This is a genomic window from Pseudomonas maumuensis, assembly GCF_019139675.1.
Classification (GTDB): domain Bacteria; phylum Pseudomonadota; class Gammaproteobacteria; order Pseudomonadales; family Pseudomonadaceae; genus Aquipseudomonas; species Aquipseudomonas maumuensis.
Genome location: NZ_CP077077.1, coordinates 478,441 through 493,332, shown reverse-complemented (window position 1 = coordinate 493,332; position 14,892 = coordinate 478,441). Strand labels below are relative to the sequence as shown.

The 14,892-nt window shown below is 63.8% G+C and carries 15 protein-coding genes; 4 read left to right on the top strand and 11 right to left on the bottom strand.

What is annotated here, in order from left to right; genetic code table 11:
- Positions 1-5 precede the first annotated feature (5 nt).
- On the top strand, positions 6-1,043 hold the full coding sequence (locus tag KSS90_RS02300) for a DUF2157 domain-containing protein (protein WP_217868079.1): 1,038 nt from the start codon (positions 6-8) through the stop codon (positions 1,041-1,043).
- On the top strand, positions 1,019-1,471 hold the full coding sequence (locus KSS90_RS02295; protein WP_225933121.1) for a hypothetical protein: 453 nt from the start codon (positions 1,019-1,021) through the stop codon (positions 1,469-1,471). The genes KSS90_RS02300 and KSS90_RS02295 overlap by 25 nt, the downstream gene beginning before the upstream one ends.
- A gap of 20 nt (positions 1,472-1,491) precedes the next feature.
- On the opposite strand, the gene KSS90_RS02290 is transcribed toward KSS90_RS02295, so the two are convergent.
- Positions 1,492-1,914, bottom strand: coding sequence for an OsmC family protein (locus KSS90_RS02290; protein WP_023532673.1), 423 nt, complete (start codon positions 1,912-1,914; stop codon positions 1,492-1,494).
- Positions 1,915-2,104: 190 nt separating this feature from the next.
- On the opposite strand from KSS90_RS02290, the gene crp reads away from it, so the two are divergent.
- Positions 2,105-2,749: a cAMP-activated global transcriptional regulator CRP gene (gene crp, locus KSS90_RS02285; RefSeq protein WP_031314625.1), complete on the top strand. Its 645-nt coding sequence runs from the start codon at positions 2,105-2,107 to the stop codon at positions 2,747-2,749.
- Here crp and KSS90_RS02280 read toward each other — a convergent pair.
- The 4 genes from KSS90_RS02280 to KSS90_RS02265 all read right to left on the bottom strand — a co-directional run bounded on the left by KSS90_RS02280 (position 2,746) and on the right by KSS90_RS02265 (position 6,037).
- A complete protein-coding gene (locus KSS90_RS02280; protein WP_217868078.1) occupies positions 2,746-3,450 on the bottom strand; it encodes a lipoate--protein ligase family protein in 705 nt (234 codons plus the stop codon). The two genes, crp and KSS90_RS02280, sit on opposite strands and share 4 nt — an antisense overlap.
- 104 nt (positions 3,451-3,554) lie before the next feature.
- Positions 3,555-4,388, bottom strand: coding sequence for an indole-3-glycerol phosphate synthase TrpC (gene trpC / locus KSS90_RS02275; RefSeq protein ID WP_217868077.1), 834 nt, complete (start codon positions 4,386-4,388; stop codon positions 3,555-3,557).
- The gene (trpD, locus tag KSS90_RS02270; RefSeq protein WP_046857363.1) at positions 4,385-5,434 is read right to left on the bottom strand and encodes an anthranilate phosphoribosyltransferase; all 1,050 of its coding nucleotides are present in this window, start codon (positions 5,432-5,434) and stop codon (positions 4,385-4,387) included. The genes trpC and trpD overlap by 4 nt, the downstream gene beginning before the upstream one ends.
- A 9-nt stretch (positions 5,435-5,443) precedes the next feature.
- Positions 5,444-6,037: an aminodeoxychorismate/anthranilate synthase component II gene (locus KSS90_RS02265; protein ID WP_046857364.1), complete on the bottom strand. Its 594-nt coding sequence runs from the start codon at positions 6,035-6,037 to the stop codon at positions 5,444-5,446.
- A 361-nt stretch (positions 6,038-6,398) separates the two neighbouring features.
- Here KSS90_RS02265 and estP point away from each other — a divergent pair, with 361 nt between their 5' ends.
- Entirely contained in the window at positions 6,399-8,300 is a 1,902-nt protein-coding gene (gene estP, locus KSS90_RS02260) for an esterase EstP (RefSeq protein WP_217868076.1), read from the top strand.
- Positions 8,301-8,417: 117 nt separating this feature from the next.
- Here estP and trpE read toward each other — a convergent pair whose 3' ends face one another.
- The 6 genes from trpE to KSS90_RS02230 all read right to left on the bottom strand — a co-directional run bounded on the left by trpE (position 8,418) and on the right by KSS90_RS02230 (position 14,856).
- Entirely contained in the window at positions 8,418-9,899 is a 1,482-nt protein-coding gene (trpE, locus tag KSS90_RS02255; RefSeq protein WP_217868075.1) for an anthranilate synthase component I, read from the bottom strand.
- A 71-nt stretch (positions 9,900-9,970) separates the two neighbouring features.
- Complete coding sequence (locus KSS90_RS02250; RefSeq protein ID WP_023630656.1) at positions 9,971-10,789, bottom strand: phosphoglycolate phosphatase; 819 nt, start codon at positions 10,787-10,789, stop codon at positions 9,971-9,973.
- Positions 10,786-11,460 (bottom strand): ribulose-phosphate 3-epimerase, encoded by a 675-nt coding sequence (rpe, locus tag KSS90_RS02245; RefSeq protein WP_031315131.1) that lies wholly within the window; start codon positions 11,458-11,460, stop codon positions 10,786-10,788. Before rpe ends, KSS90_RS02250 begins: the two co-directional genes overlap by 4 nt.
- Positions 11,461-11,608: 148 nt before the next feature.
- A complete protein-coding gene (locus KSS90_RS02240) occupies positions 11,609-12,436 on the bottom strand; it encodes an ABC transporter permease (protein WP_217868074.1) in 828 nt (275 codons plus the stop codon).
- Positions 12,437-12,447: 11 nt separating this feature from the next.
- Positions 12,448-13,695, bottom strand: a complete 1,248-nt coding sequence (locus KSS90_RS02235; RefSeq protein ID WP_217868073.1) for an ABC transporter permease — start codon at positions 13,693-13,695, stop codon at positions 12,448-12,450.
- A gap of 126 nt (positions 13,696-13,821) precedes the next feature.
- Positions 13,822-14,856 (bottom strand): ABC transporter substrate-binding protein, encoded by a 1,035-nt coding sequence (locus KSS90_RS02230; RefSeq protein WP_217868072.1) that lies wholly within the window; start codon positions 14,854-14,856, stop codon positions 13,822-13,824.
- Positions 14,857-14,892 lie beyond the last annotated feature (36 nt).

Here is a 14,892-nt window from a genome sequence, read left to right as displayed (position 1 = left end):
CCCGCATGGACCGCTTCGACGCCAGGGACCTGGCTCGCGCCGTGACTGCCGGCATCCTGCAGCCCGGCCAAGACCAGGCCCTGCTGGCGTTCCTGCGCCAGCAACCGCCCAGCCGTGCCAGCTTCCAGCTGGCCCACGTCGCCTTCTACCTGGGCGCGCTGCTGATCATGGGCGCCATGGGCTGGATGCTCACCGAGGCCTGGATGCGCATCGGCGACAGCGCGCTGCTGGCTTTCGCCTTGCTGTATATCGTCGGTATCACCCTGTTCGCCCTCTCCCTGCAGCGTCGCGCCCAACCCATTGCCGCCGGTGTGCTGGCCGCCGTGGCCGTGAGTATCGTGCCGCTGGCGGTGTTCGCCATCGAGCGGTTGGTCGGCTGGTGGCCGCTGAACGACATCAGAGGTGGCTACGACTGGTACTTCACCCATGTACAGGGTGGCTGGGTGGTGATGGAGCTGGCGACGGTACTCGCCGGCCTGCTGATGCTGCGCCTGATCCCCTTCCCGTTCATCGTCATGCCGATTGCCGTGGCGCTGTGGTTCATGTCCATGGACCTCAGCGAATGGTTCCACGGTGAGGTATTTACCTGGGAACAACGGCGCACGGTATCGCTGTGGTTCGGCCTTGGCCTGCTGCTGGTGTTCCTCGTGGTCGACGGGCGCACCAAGCGCGACTATGCCTTCTGGGGTTATCTCGCCGGGCTGGTGGCGTTCTGGGGCGGGTTGACGCTGATGGACAGCAGCAGTGAATGGGGCAAATTTCTCTATTGCCTGATCAACCTGGGACTGATGGGCCTGGCGGTATTGCTGCGCCGGCCAGTATTCATGGTCTTCGGCGCAATGGGCGTGGCGGTCTACCTTGGGCATCTTTCCCACGAGGTGTTCGCCGATTCGCTGTTGTTCCCGGTGGTGCTGAGCCTGATTGGCCTGGGTGTGATCGCCTTGGGCGTGCTCTATCAGAAACGCCGTGAGGCGATGAGCGAGCAGCTTCGAGCAAGATTGCCCGCTGGCCTGTTGCAGTGGCTGCCAGCGCTGCGGCGCTGATCGTGCGCTTGGCGATGACCCGATTGCTGCAGAGCCTGGCGCTGACCCCGGTCGCCTATCTGTTCGTCTGCCTGATGCTCGCCAGCGTCGGGCAAGATCCTTTCAGCCTAGAACTGCCAACGCTCACCGACCCCGAAAGCAACAGCACCGTCGAACTGTTGCTGGGTACATTACCCGGGCAATTGCTGTTCCTGCTGCTCGGTGGCTTTGTTATCAGCCGCCGGTTGCTGGTCGGCACGTTCGTACTGGCCGGCATAATCACGGCGTACCTGCAGTGCGTGCTGTTTGCCGAGCACTTCGGCACCACTTGGAGCAACATTGAAATCCTCATGTTGCTCGGCGTGAATACGCCGTGGCTGGTGCTCGCGCTGATCCCTGGGCTGGAGTTGTTGCTGGGCGCCGAACGCCTGCGCCAGCAAGGCGCCTGACGGTCAGGCGCCAGGGGCTTTCAACCGAGCTCGACGATTTCGTAACCGTGGGTGATCTCCACACCGGCACGTTCGAGCATGATCGACGCCGAGCAGTACTTCTCGGCCGACAGTTCCACTGCGCGCTTGACCTGCGCCTCTTTCAGCCCTCGCCCTTTGACCACGAAGTTCATGTGGATCTTGGTGAACACCTTGGGGTCTTCACCGGCACGCTCGGCTTCGAGGAAGGCTTCGCAGCTTTCCACGGCCTGGCGGGATTTCTTGAGGATGCTGACCACGTCGAAGCTGCTGCAGCCACCCAGGCCGAGCAGGAGCATTTCCATCGGGCGCACGCCCAGGTTGCGGCCTCCGGCTTCTGGTGGACCGTCCATGACCACCACATGGCCACTTCCCGATTCACCGAGGAACATTGCCTCACCGGCCCACTGGATGCGTGCCTTCATCTATCCGGACTCCCGATCTCGTAAAAGGGTGTCAGCTTAGACCTTGCGAGGCTGTCGGAAAAGCTCAAGCCACGTCGCTTTTGTGCCGATTCAGATTGAAGTGTCTGATAAGCTGGCGCCAAATGACTGGCGCGTGCTGCCAGGCAGCCTCTATAAAAAGCCAATGCGTCGCATCGAACAGGATTTCGTGATGGTCTCCTCAGCCCTGCCACCCAAAATCAAGAACATCGACAAGCTGCTGGCCCACTGCCAGCGCCGTCGCTACGCCGCCAAGAGCAACATCATCTGCGCCGGTGACCGGGCCGAGACCTTGTCGTTCATCATCAAGGGTTCGGTGACCATCCTGATCGAGGACGACGACGGCCACGAGATGATCATCGCCTACCTCAACAGCGGCGATTTCTTCGGCGAGCTGGGATTGTTCGAACCTGCCGGCCAGGAGCATCAGCGCAGCGCCTGGGTCCGTGCCAAGACCGAGTGCGAAGTAGCCGAGATCGGTTACGACAAATTCCGGGAACTGGCGCGCCTGGAGCCGGACATCCTCTACGCCTTGGGTAGCCAGATGGCCCAGCGTCTGCGTAACACCACGCGCAAGGTCGGCGACCTGGCATTCTTCGACGTCACCGGTCGCGTCGCCCGCTGCCTGCTCGACCTGTGCAAGCAGCCTGACGCCATGACCCACCCCGATGGCATGCAGATCAAGATCACCCGCCAGGAGATCGGTCGTATCGTCGGTTGTTCACGGGAGATGGTCGGCCGCGTCCTCAAGGACCTCGAGGAACGCAGCCTGGTGCAGGTCAAGGGCAAGACCATGGTGGTCTACGGCACCCGCTAGTCCGTAGGTAGCGCCGCGAGCACCTGCGCATAGGCCTGATTCAGACGCTCGAACCACGGCGCGGCAGGCGCCACTTCGTGCAGGGCGATATGGCTGTCGGCCCGGCAGCGCTGCTCCAGGTCACAGCACTCGTTGAAGCGGTTGACCGCCGCCACCATCGATTCGCGTTCGTTGTCCAGCAGCAACGCTCCATGTACCAGCACCACCGGGCGCTTGCCACCCAGGCCCTGGCGCCAGCGCTGGGCCGTGCCGACCAGCTTACGGCCATTGAGATTGACGTTGTAGCGGCCATCACAGAAGGCGCCGTCGATCTCGCCCACCGAGGCGACTCCGCCCCATTCGCGCAGGACATCGCACAGCGGCAGGCACAGACGCTCGTAGGCGTTCTCGATGCGACCATGGTCGCCTTCGCTGCGCGGCGCGGCATAGACCAGTGCCACGTTCACCGTTGCATGGGATTGCGGCACAGGCTCGCCGCCGGTTTCGCGCAGCAGCACCGGCCAACCGGCAATCGCAAGTTCCGCACAGGCGGCCTCGAAGTTGTCCAGGCGGCTCATGCGTCGGGGCATGACCAGGGCATGGTCGGTCGGGCGCCAGAACAGCACGCCGGATTCGCGCTCGCCGCGGCACACGGCGGCCAGCAGGTCCTGTTCGGCATGCAGGCCTTGTTCGACGGTGAGGGCCTGGGGTTGATCGGTCATTGATCCACCTTTGATGTGATGTTCACCGGCCACATCGCGGGACGGTGCCGCGATGAGGCCGTCGCTTACGAAAAAGCCGGCAAAAACGCCGGCTTTCTGTTCGATCAGTCCAGTTGCTGAACGGACTTCTTCACCTGCTCGGGGAAGAACAACCGCTGCAGCTCCAGCCCTGGCTGCTCTGCGCGCATGAACGCCTCGCCGACCAGGAAGGAATACACCTCGTTGATCTCCATCAGCTCGACATCGGCCCGGTTGAGGATGCCGCTTTCGGTAATCGCCAGACGGTCACGCGGGATGCGCGGCAGCAGGTCGAGGGTGGTCTCCAGGCTGACCTCGAAAGTATGCAGGTTGCGGTTGTTGACCCCGACCAACGGTGTGTCGAGGGTCTTCAACGCACGCTCCAGCTCATCGCCGTCATGCACTTCGACCAGCACGTCGAGGCCGACGTCCTTGGCCGTGGCCGCCAGCTCGGCCATTTTCACATCGTCCAGCGCTGACACGATCAACAGCACGCAGTCGGCACCCAGGGCGCGGGCCTCGACGATCTGATAAGGATCGACCATGAAGTCCTTGCGGATCACCGGCAGCGAAACGGCGGCACGCGCCTGCTGCAGGTAGATGTCAGCGCCCTGGAAGTAGTCCACGTCGGTCAGCACCGACAGGCAAGTCGCGCCACCCTTCTCGTAGCTGACGGCAATTTCCGCCGGCACGAAGTTTTCGCGGATCACACCTTTGCTCGGCGAAGCCTTCTTGATTTCAGCGATGACCGCCGGCTGCTTGCGCCTGGCCTGCTCGATCAGGGCATTGGCAAAGCCACGCGGGGCATCGGCCACCTTGGCCAGGCGCTCGAGCTCACCCAGGCTGACCCGCGCGCTGCGCTCGGCCACTTCCTGGAACTTGCGGGCGATGATCCTTTCCAGCACCGTCGGTACACTCATGCTTCGTTCTCCACCTTGAATACCGCGGTAAAGGCGCCCAGTTCCTGGAGTTTTTCCCAGGCCAAGCCGGTGTGCAGGACATCGTGAGCCAGCTCGACACCCTGGGCCAGGGTCATCGCGTGATCAGCGGCATACAGCGCCGCGCCAGCGTTGAGCACGATCATCTCGGCGGCCTTCTGACCGTTCTCGGTCTTGCGCCGGCCCAGGGCATCGCGGATCAGCTCCAGCGAGGCTTGCGGGCCGTCGACCGCCAGGCCATGGAGGCTCTGGCTCTTCATGCCGAGGTCTTCCGGCTCGACCCAATACTCGGTGATCTGGTCGTTCTTCAGTTCAGCGACAAAGGTTGGCGCAGCCAGGCTGAACTCGTCCAGGCCATCCTTGGAGTGCACCACCAGCACATGCTTGCTGCCCATGCGCTGCAGCACTTCGGCCAATGGGCGGCACAGGGCCTGGGTGAACACGCCGACCACCTGGTGCTTCACACCGGCCGGATTCGTAAGCGGGCCGAGCATGTTGAACAAGGTGCGCAGCCCCAGCTCGCGACGCGGGCCGGCTGCGTGCTTCATCGCGGTATGGTGGGTCTGGGCGAACATGAAACCGATGCCGAGGCTGTCGATGCAGCGGGCCACCTGCACTGGCGTCAGGTTCAGATAGATGCCGGCGGCTTCCAGCAGGTCGGCGCTGCCGCTCTTGCCGGAGACGGCGCGGTTGCCGTGCTTGGCCACCGTGCAGCCCGCAGCCGCCAGCACGAAGGCGGAGGCGGTGGACACGTTGAAGATGTTGGCGCCGTCGCCGCCGGTGCCGACGATGTCGACCACGCCGTCGAGGGTCTTCAGCTCGACCTTGTCGGCCAGCTCACGCATCACCGACACCGCGCCGACGATCTCGTCGATGCTCTCGCTCTTCATGCGCATGCCCATGAGGAAGGCGCCGATCTGCGCCTCGCTGCACTGGCCGGTCATGATCTGGCGCATGACGTCGCGCATTTCCTCGGTGGACAGGTCCAGGTGGCCGACAATGCGGCTCAAAGCGGTCTTGATTTCCATGATCGGTCCTTAACGGCGTCCGCCGGTCTGCTTGAGGAAGTTGGCGAACAGCTCGTGACCCTGCTCGGTGAGGATGGATTCCGGGTGGAACTGTACTCCTTCGACGTTCAGGGTTTTATGACGCAGGCCCATGATCTCGTCGACGGAACCGTCTTCATGCGCGGTCCAGGCGGTCACTTCCAGGCAGTCGGGCAACGTGTCGCGCTTGACCACCAGCGAGTGGTAGCGGGTCACGGTGAGCGGGTTGTTCAGGCCGGCGAACACACCCAGGTCGCGGTGGAACACCGGACTGGTCTTGCCGTGCATCACCTGGCGGGCTCGCACCACATCACCGCCATAGGCCTGGCCGATGGATTGGTGGCCCAGGCACACGCCGAGGATTGGCAGCTTGCCGGCAAAATGCAGGATGGCCTCGATGGACACACCGGCCTCGCTCGGCGTGCAGGGGCCCGGGGAGACGACGATGCGCTCGGGGTTCAGGGCTTCGATCTGGGCGATGGTCATTTCGTCATTGCGAATGACCTTGACCTCGGCACCGAGCTCGCCGAGGTACTGCACGACGTTGTAGGTGAAGGAGTCGTAGTTGTCGATCATCAGTAACATCTGGAACGAACCTCTTGAATACTGACTTTTTGATTCAAGCCTTCCCAGCCACCCTATGCATAGACAGTGGCGGGTGAAGCGAAAGGAAGGCAAACAGAAGCGGGCCGGGCATGCCGGCAGGAGATAAAGTCAGGCGCGCCAACGCCAACGGGCGACGGCCTTGATAACGCGCATCAAGAGTTTGCTGACGATCAACACGGGGTAGGTCTCGTTCATACGTCAGGGCACAGTAGCTTACCGGGGCGACGGGCGCAATACGCCCGTAAACACGGGGAAACCAATGCGATGGTGGGCGAAGAGCGGCGATTTGCTAAGGTCATGCGGCTTGCTTCAATAAAAACAACGAAAAGGAAATTCATGCATGCGCAAGACGCCCTTCCTGTACTCCGCCCTCGGCATCCTCGCCTTTGCTTGCAGCCAGGCGATGGCCGGACCCTCCCCTTATTCATCGCTCATCGTCTTCGGCGACAGCCTCAGTGATGCCGGGCAGTTTCCCGACCTGACCGGCGGCACGCCAGGCATGCGTTTCACCAACCGCGATGCCGATGGCAACTACGCGCCCGTCTCGCCGATGATCCTGGGGGGCAGGCTGGGCTTTTCGGAAACTGCCCTGGGACCATCGACATCACTCACCAACCAGTTGCAAGGCACGCCCGATGGCAACAACTGGGCCGTGGGCGGCTACACCACCCAACAGATCCTCGACTCGATCACCGACACCTCGAAAGCGGTCATCCCGCCCGGGCGCCCTGGCGCGGGGGTGGTCCTGCGCGAGCGTGACGGCTACCTGGCCAACGGCCTGCGCGCCGACCCCAATGCCCTGTACTACCTGACCGGTGGCGGCAACGACTTCCTCCAGGGCCTGGTCAACAGCCCCGCGACCGCAGCCGCAGCAGGTGCCCGCCTGGCGGCCAGCGCCCAGGCGCTGCAACAGGGCGGGGCGCGCTACATCATGGTCTGGCTGCTGCCAAACCTGGGCCAGACACCGAATTTCAGCGGCACGCCCCAGCAAGGGCCGCTGTCGCAACTGTCCAGCGTGTTCAACCAGTCGCTGGTTAGCCAGCTCGGGCAGATCGACGCCGAGATCATTCCGCTCAACATTCCCACCCTGTTGCAAGAGGCCCTCACCAGCCCCGCCCAGTTCGGCCTGGCCGCCGACCAGAACCTGGTCGGCACCTGTTACAGCGGCGACGGCTGCGTGGGCAACCCGATCTACGGCATGAGCGGTACGACACCGGATCCGACCAGGCTGCTGTTCAACGACTCGGTACACCCGACCATCGCCGGCCAACAGCTGATCGCCGACTATGCCTATTCGATCCTGGCCGCGCCGTGGGAGCTGACCCTGCTCCCGGAAATCGCCCACGCCAGTATCCGCGCCCACCAGGATGAACTGCGCAACCAGTGGCAGACACCCTGGCAGGCCGTCGGTCAATGGCAGGCCTTCGTCGCCACCGGCGGCCAGGACCTGGACTTCGGCAGCCAGCGCAGCGCCGCCAGCGGTGACGGGCGCGGCTATAACCTGACCCTCGGCGGCAGCTACCGGCTCGACGACGCCTGGCGCGTGGGGCTGGCAGCCGGCGTGTACCGGCAAAAGCTCGAGGCGGGCCAGGATGATTCGGACTACAAGCTCGACAGCTACCTGGCCAGCGCCTTCGCTCAGTTCCGCCAGGATCGCTGGTGGGCTGATGCGGCATTGACCGCCGGTCACCTGGATTACCGCGACCTCAAGCGCACCTTCGCCCTGGGTGTGAACGACCGCAGCGAGAAAGGCGACACCGATGGCGAGGCCTGGGCCGTCACCGGCCGGGTGGGCTACAACCTGGCGCCCGAGAGCAGCCACTGGCAATTGGCGCCGTTCATCAGTGCCGACTATGCGCGGGTCAAGGTCGATGGCTACGACGAGAAGAGCGGCCGCTCCACGGCGCTCGGTTTCGATGATCAGGAACGTACGTCGCGCCGGCTCGGAGCGGGCCTGCTGGGTAGCGTGCAAGTGCTGCCGACGACAAAGCTGTTTGCCGAGGTGGCCCGCGAGCATGAGTTCGAGGATGACCAGCAAGACTTGCGCATGCACCTGACCAGCCTGCCGGCGAACGACTTCACGCTCACCGGTTATACGCCGCACAGCAATCTGACACGGGCCAGCCTGGGGCTGACCCATGAACTGGTGCCGGGGGTGAACCTGCGGGGGAACTACAACTGGCGCAAGAGTGATGAGGTGCGCCAGCAGGGGGTGAGTGTGGCGTTGAGTCTAGACTTCTGAGTGGCAGGGGCCGCTTTGCGGCCCATCGCCGGCAAGCCGGCTCCCACAGATACTGCATCTGGCTCAAGGCAGATGCGATCCCTGTGGGCGCCGGGCCGCGTTGCGACCCCGATCAACCTACTTGGAGCAGGTCTGCTCGGCCAGCGCCACCGCACGGAACATCGCCCGGCGCTTGTTGATGGTCTCTTCCCACTCCAGCGCCGGCACCGAGTCGGCGACAATGCCGCCACCGGCCTGCACATGCAGTTCGCCGTCCTTGATCACCGCGGTGCGGATGGCGATGGCGGTATCCATGTTGCCGTTCCAGGCAAAGTAGCCCACCGCGCCACCGTAGACACCACGCTTGACCGGCTCGAGCTCGTCGATGATTTCCATCGCGCGGATCTTCGGCGCGCCCGACAGGGTGCCGGCCGGCAGGATCGCTCGCAGTGCGTCCATGGCGGTCAGGCCCTCACGCAGTTGGCCGGTGACGTTGGAGACGATGTGCATGACGTTGGAGTAGCGCTCGATCACCATCTTCTCGGTCAGGCGCACACTGCCGGTGGACGATACACGGCCCACGTCGTTGCGACCGAGGTCGATCAGCATCAGGTGCTCGGCGATCTCCTTGTCGTCCGACAGCAGGTCGTCTTCCAGCGCACGGTCGGCTTCCTCGGTCGCCCCACGCGGACGGGTGCCGGCGATCGGGCGCACGGTCACCAGGTTGTCTTCCACCCGCACCAGCACCTCGGGCGAGCTGCCGACCACATGGAAGTCGCCGAAATTGAAGAAGTACATGTACGGCGTCGGGTTGAAGCAACGCAGCGCCCGGTAAAGGTCGATGGGCGCGGCCTTGAAGTCGATGGACATGCGCTGGGATGGCACCACCTGCATGCAGTCCCCGGCCAGGATGTATTCCTTGATCCGGCCCACCGCGCTTTCGTAGTCGTCACGGGTGTAGCTGGAGCGAAACTCGGGTTCGGCTGCCTGTGGCCCGCTTAAATCCAGGCCACGGCGCGGGGTGATCGGCTGGCGCAGGGTGTCCAGCAAACCTTGCAAGCGGGCCTGGCCCTGCTCGAACGCCTGCTCTTCGGCCGGATCGACCAGCACGATCGCATGCATCTTGCCGGCCAGGTTGTCGAACACCACCACGGCATCGGAGACCATCAGCAGGATATCCGGCACGCCCAGCGGATCGGGGTTCGGGCTGGCACCCAGGCGTTTTTCCACGTAGCGCACGCAGTCGTAGCCGAAGTAACCGACCAGGCCACCATTGAAGCGCGGCAAGCCTGGGATGTCGGCGACCTTGTAACGGTCCTTGAACGCCTCGACGAAAGCCAGCGGGTCTTCGACGTCGTGGCTTTCCACCTCGACGCCATCCTGCAGGATGCTCACATGGTAGCCATGCACACGCATGACGGTGCGCGACGGCAGGCCGATCATCGAGTAGCGGCCCCATTTCTCGCCACCTTGCACGGACTCGAGCAGGTAGGAGTTGGGCTGGTCAGCCAGTTTCAGGTAGATCGACAGCGGCGTGTCGAAGTCGGCCAGGGTTTCGCAGGCCAGGGGAATGCGGTTGTAGCCGGCAGCGGCCAGGCGCAGGAATTCTTCGCGGGTCATGTGTAGCCTCGGGGGCAAGCAGCAATGGGGGCGGGCAAACGGATGTACCGGCAGGCGCCGGCGGGCGGGAGTCAGGCGCGCCAGCGCCAGCGGGCCAGGGCCTTGATGACTTTCATCCAGAATTTGCCAGTAACCACCACGTCGTTGTCTCTGCTTTGCGGGGCTTGAAGGTCCGCCAACGTTATCCCAGTGTCGGTGACTAAGCAACCGGGCAACAGCAGGCGCAGGTCGCTGAGCACCAGGCTGGGCGACTCCTCGTCGATGGGGCGGCCATGGTTGTAGCCGTAGCTCAGGCCGACGCACTGCACCCCCGCGGCCTTGGCGGCCAGCACGTCGCTGCGCGAGTCGCCGACGAACAGCGCCTGCTCGGCGCTGACGCCGGCCATTTTCATGACAAACAGCAGCGCCGCAGGGTCAGGTTTCTTCTGTGGCAGGGTGTCGCCACCGATGATCCAGCGGAAATAGCGCCCAATCTTCATCTGGTCGAGCAAGGGGGCAACGAAGCGTTCGGGCTTGTTGGTGATCAGCGCCATTTCCACACCCTGCTTGCGCAACCAGCGCAGGGTGTCGCGCACGCCGGGGTAGACCACGGTGAGTTCATGGTTGTCGGCATAGGCCTCCATGAACAGCGCCAGCGCGCGCTCGGCCAGTTCGTCATCCACTGCGGCGTGGTCGATACCACCGGCCAGGGCCCGGCGCACCAGCACCTGGGCGCCGTTACCCACCCAGTGACGCACGGCCTCCAGGCCTGCAGGCGGTCGCCCGAGTTCGAGCAGCGTGCGGTCGACGGCTGCGGCCAGGTCGGGTACCGAATCGATCAGGGTGCCATCCAGATCGAACATCACCAGCCTGGGCAGTGTCCCCGGGAACAGCTGCTCGAAGCCGCTCATGCGCGTGCCAGCGCCATTTCGGCACGCATCTTGTCGATGACTTCCTTGTAGTCCGGGGCATTGAAGATCGCCGAGCCGGCGACGAAGGTATCAGCACCGGCGGCGGTGATCTCGCGGATGTTGTTGACGTTCACGCCACCGTCGATCTCCAGGCGGATGTCACGACCGCTGGCGTCGATCAGGGCACGGGCTTCGCGCAGCTTGTCGAGGGTGCCGGGGATGAACTTCTGGCCGCCGAAGCCCGGGTTGACGCTCATCAGCAGGACCATGTCGATCTTGTCCATCACGTACTTCAGCGCATCCAGGCTGGTAGCCGGGTTGAACACCAGGCCGGCCTTGCAGCCGCCGTCCTTGATAAGTTGCAGCGAACGGTCGATGTGCTGCGAGGCTTCCGGGTGGAAGGTGATGTAGGTGGCGCCGGCCTCGATGAAGTCACCGATGATGCGATCGACCGGGCTGACCATCAGGTGTACGTCGATGGGTGCCGTCACCCCGTACTTGCGCAGGGCGCTGCAGACCATCGGGCCGATGGTCAGGTTGGGCACGTAGTGGTTGTCCATGACATCGAAGTGGACGATGTCGGCCCCGGCGGCCAGGACCTTGTCGACGTCCTCGCCCAGGCGGGCGAAATCGGCGGACAGAATGGAGGGGGCAATAGCGTAGGGCTGCATGGCGCACCTGTTGGGCAGAATCACGGTGGCGCGCATTGTAACTCAGGGAAGACCAACAGGGCTGATTGGTATCAAGGGTGTGCGCCAGCGCCCAGCATCGTCAGACGCCTGCGCCACCCTCATCGCCGGCTTGCCCGCGATTGAGCCCTCAGGCCGGCTGCTGGGTCCGCAACTTCTCGCTACGCCCACGCAACCACTCCAGCGTCAGCAGCAGCACTACCGAGAACGCGATCAGCAGCGTAGCCGCCGCCGCGATGGTCGGGCTCAGGTTCTCGCGGATGCCGCTGAACATCTGCCGTGGCAGGGTCGCCTGCTCGGGCCCGGCGAGGAACAGGGTCACCACCACCTCATCGAACGACGTGGCGAAGGCGAACAGCGCCCCGGAGATCACCCCAGGGGCGATCAGCGGCAGGGTCACCCGACGGAAGGCCAGCAATGGCGAGGCGCCGAGGCTGGCCGCCGCACGCACCAGGTTGTAGTTGAACCCCTGCAGCGTGGCCGAAACGGTGATGATCACGAACGGCACACCCAGCACCGCATGCACCAGGATCAGCGAGGTAAAACTGTTACCCATGCCCAACGGCGCGAAGAACAGGTAGCTGGCCACGCCGATGATCACCACCGGCACCACCATCGGCGAGATCACCAGCGCCATCACCAGCGACTTGCCGGGGAAGTCGCCTCGGGTCAGGCCGATGGCCGCCAGGGTGCCGAACACCATGGCCAGCAGCGTGGCCGCCGGGGCGACGATGATGCTGTTCTTCAAGGCGCGCATCCATTCGGCGGAGGCGAAGAAGTCCTGGTACCAGTGCAGCGAGAAACCTTGCAGCGGGTACACCAGGAAGCTCCCGCTGTTGAACGACAGCGGGATGATCACCAGCACCGGCAACACCAGGAACAGCAGGATCAGGCCGCACAGGATGCGCAGGCTGTAGAACCACACCCGCTCCACGGGCGACATGTAAGGGCTCAGCATGACAAGGCTCCTCAGCTCAGGCGCAGGCGGCTGGCGCCGACCAGCCAGCTATAGATCAGGTACAGCAGCACGGTGGCCAGCAGCAACAGCCCGCCCAGGGCGGTGGCCATGCCCCAGTTGATGCTGGTGTTGGTGTAGAAGGCGACGAAGTAGCTGACCATCTGGTCGTTCGGGCTGCCCAGCAGCGCCGGAGTGATGTAGTAGCCGATGGCCAGGATGAACACCAGCAGGCAGCCGGCGCCGACACCGGCGTAGGTCTGCGGGAAGTACACCCGCCAGAAACTGGCGAACGGATGGCAGCCGAGGGAGATTGCCGCGCGCATGTAGCTGGGCGAGATCCCCTTCATCACGCTGTACAGCGGCAGGATCATGAACGGCAACAGGATATGCACCATGGAGATGTACACGCCGGTACGGTTGAACACCAGCTCCAGCGGCTGATCGATGATGCCCATGGCCATCAATGCACTGTTGATCAGCCCGCCTGACTGCAACAGCACGATCCAGGCCGCCACCCGCACCAGGATGGAGGTCCAGAACGGCAGCAGCACCAGGATCATCAGCAGGTTGCTCTGACGGGTCGGCAGGTTGGCCAGCAAGTAGGCCAGCGGGTAGGCCAGCACCAGGCAGATGGCGGTGATCACCACGCCCATCCACAAGGTGCGGGCAAAGATATCGAGGTAGATGGCCTGGTCCGGCGTGGCCTTGGCCAGTTCGCCAAGGTCGTCGATACGGTGATCGACAGAAGCCAGCAGGTAGAAAGAGGTGATCGTGCTGGTATTGCGACGGATCGCTTGCCAGTAGGCTGGATCGCCCCAGCGCTCGTCCAGCGTTTGCAAGGCTTCTTTATAGGAGGCAGGCTCGGCCTTGAACGGCAGCGCCCGCGCAGTCTTGGCCAGCAGGCTGCGGTAGCCGGCCAGCTCCATGTTCAGGCGTTTGGAAAGGTCGCCCAGGGTCTGGTTCTTGCGCGACTCGGCCAGGTCCTGGCTCAGGGCCTTGTAGACCTCCTCGCCGGGCAGGCTCTTGCCGTCCCACTGCGCCACCGCCTCGACGGTGCGCGGCAGGCCGGCGACCACCTCGGGGTTGCCGACGCTCTTGTACAGCAGCGCCGCGATCGGCACCAGGAACACCAGCAGGAGAAACAGCGCCAGCGGCGCTATCAACGCCTGGGCCTTCCAGCGGTTGACCCGCTCGGCATGCTTGAGGCGCTGTTTGAGGCTTTTACCCGCGCCTTCGTTGAGGGGCACTGCAGTGGCCATGGCGAACTCCGCGATACAGGCTGAAATTGGGGCTGCTGCGCAGCCCATCGCCGGCAAGCCGGCTCCCACAAGTACTGCACAGGTTTTATGGGAGCCGGCTTGCCGGCGATGAAGGCTCCAGATGGTTTACTTCTTAGCCGCCCAGGCGTTGAAGCGTTGCTCCAGCTGTTCGCTGTTGTCGGCCCAGAAGGCCACGTCGATCTGCACCTGATTGGCGATGTTCTCAGGAGTGGTCGGCATGTCCTTCTTCACCGCATCGGCCAGCAGCGGGACGGCCTTGGAGTTGGCCGGGCCGTAGGCGATGTTCTCGGAGTAGGTCTTCTGCTGCTCGGGCTGGACGGTGTAGGCAATGAATTTCTTCGCCTCTTCCACATCCTTGGCGCCTTTCGGGATGGCCCAGGCATCGAAGTCGTAGATGCCGCCGTTCCACACCACCTTGAGGTTGCTTTCCTTCTGCACCGCGGCGATACGACCGTTGTAGGCCGAGCTCATGACCACGTCACCCGAGGCCAGGTACTGCGGCGGCTGGGCACCGGCTTCCCACCACTGGATGCTCGGCTTGAGTTCATCGAGTTTCTTGAAGGCGCGGTCCTGGCCTTCCTTGGTCGCCAGCACCTTGTACACCTCTTTGGGTGCGACGCCGTCAGCCATCAGGGCGAATTCGAGGGTGTACTTGGCGCCCTTGCGCAGGCCGCGCTTGCCCGGGAATTTCTTGGTGTCCCAGAAGTCGGCCCAGCTGGCAGGCGCGCTCTTGAGTTTGTCGGCGTTGTAGGCCAGCACCGTGGACCAGACGAAGAAGCCCACGCCGCACGGCTGAATGGCGCCGGGCACGTAGTCGCCTTCATCACCGAACAGTGCGGGATCGAGCTCTTCGAACATGCCTTCATCGCAACCCCGGGCCAACTCCGGCGACTCCACCTCGACCAGGTTCCAGCTGACGCTCTTGGTATCGACCATGGCTTTGACCTTGGCCATCTCGCCGTTGTACTCCCCGGCGACGATCTTGCCCTTGCCCGCCTTCTCCCATGGCTCGTAAAACGCCTTGACCTGGGCCGCCTTGTTCGCGCCACCAAAGGAAATCACGGTCAGGTCGGCGGCCATGGCCTGGCCGGCGGCGACCAAGCCAAGGGCCAGGGCGGTCAGTTTCAACTGCTTGCGCATTATTATTCTCTCCACAGTTCAGGGTTGGTGAAGCAA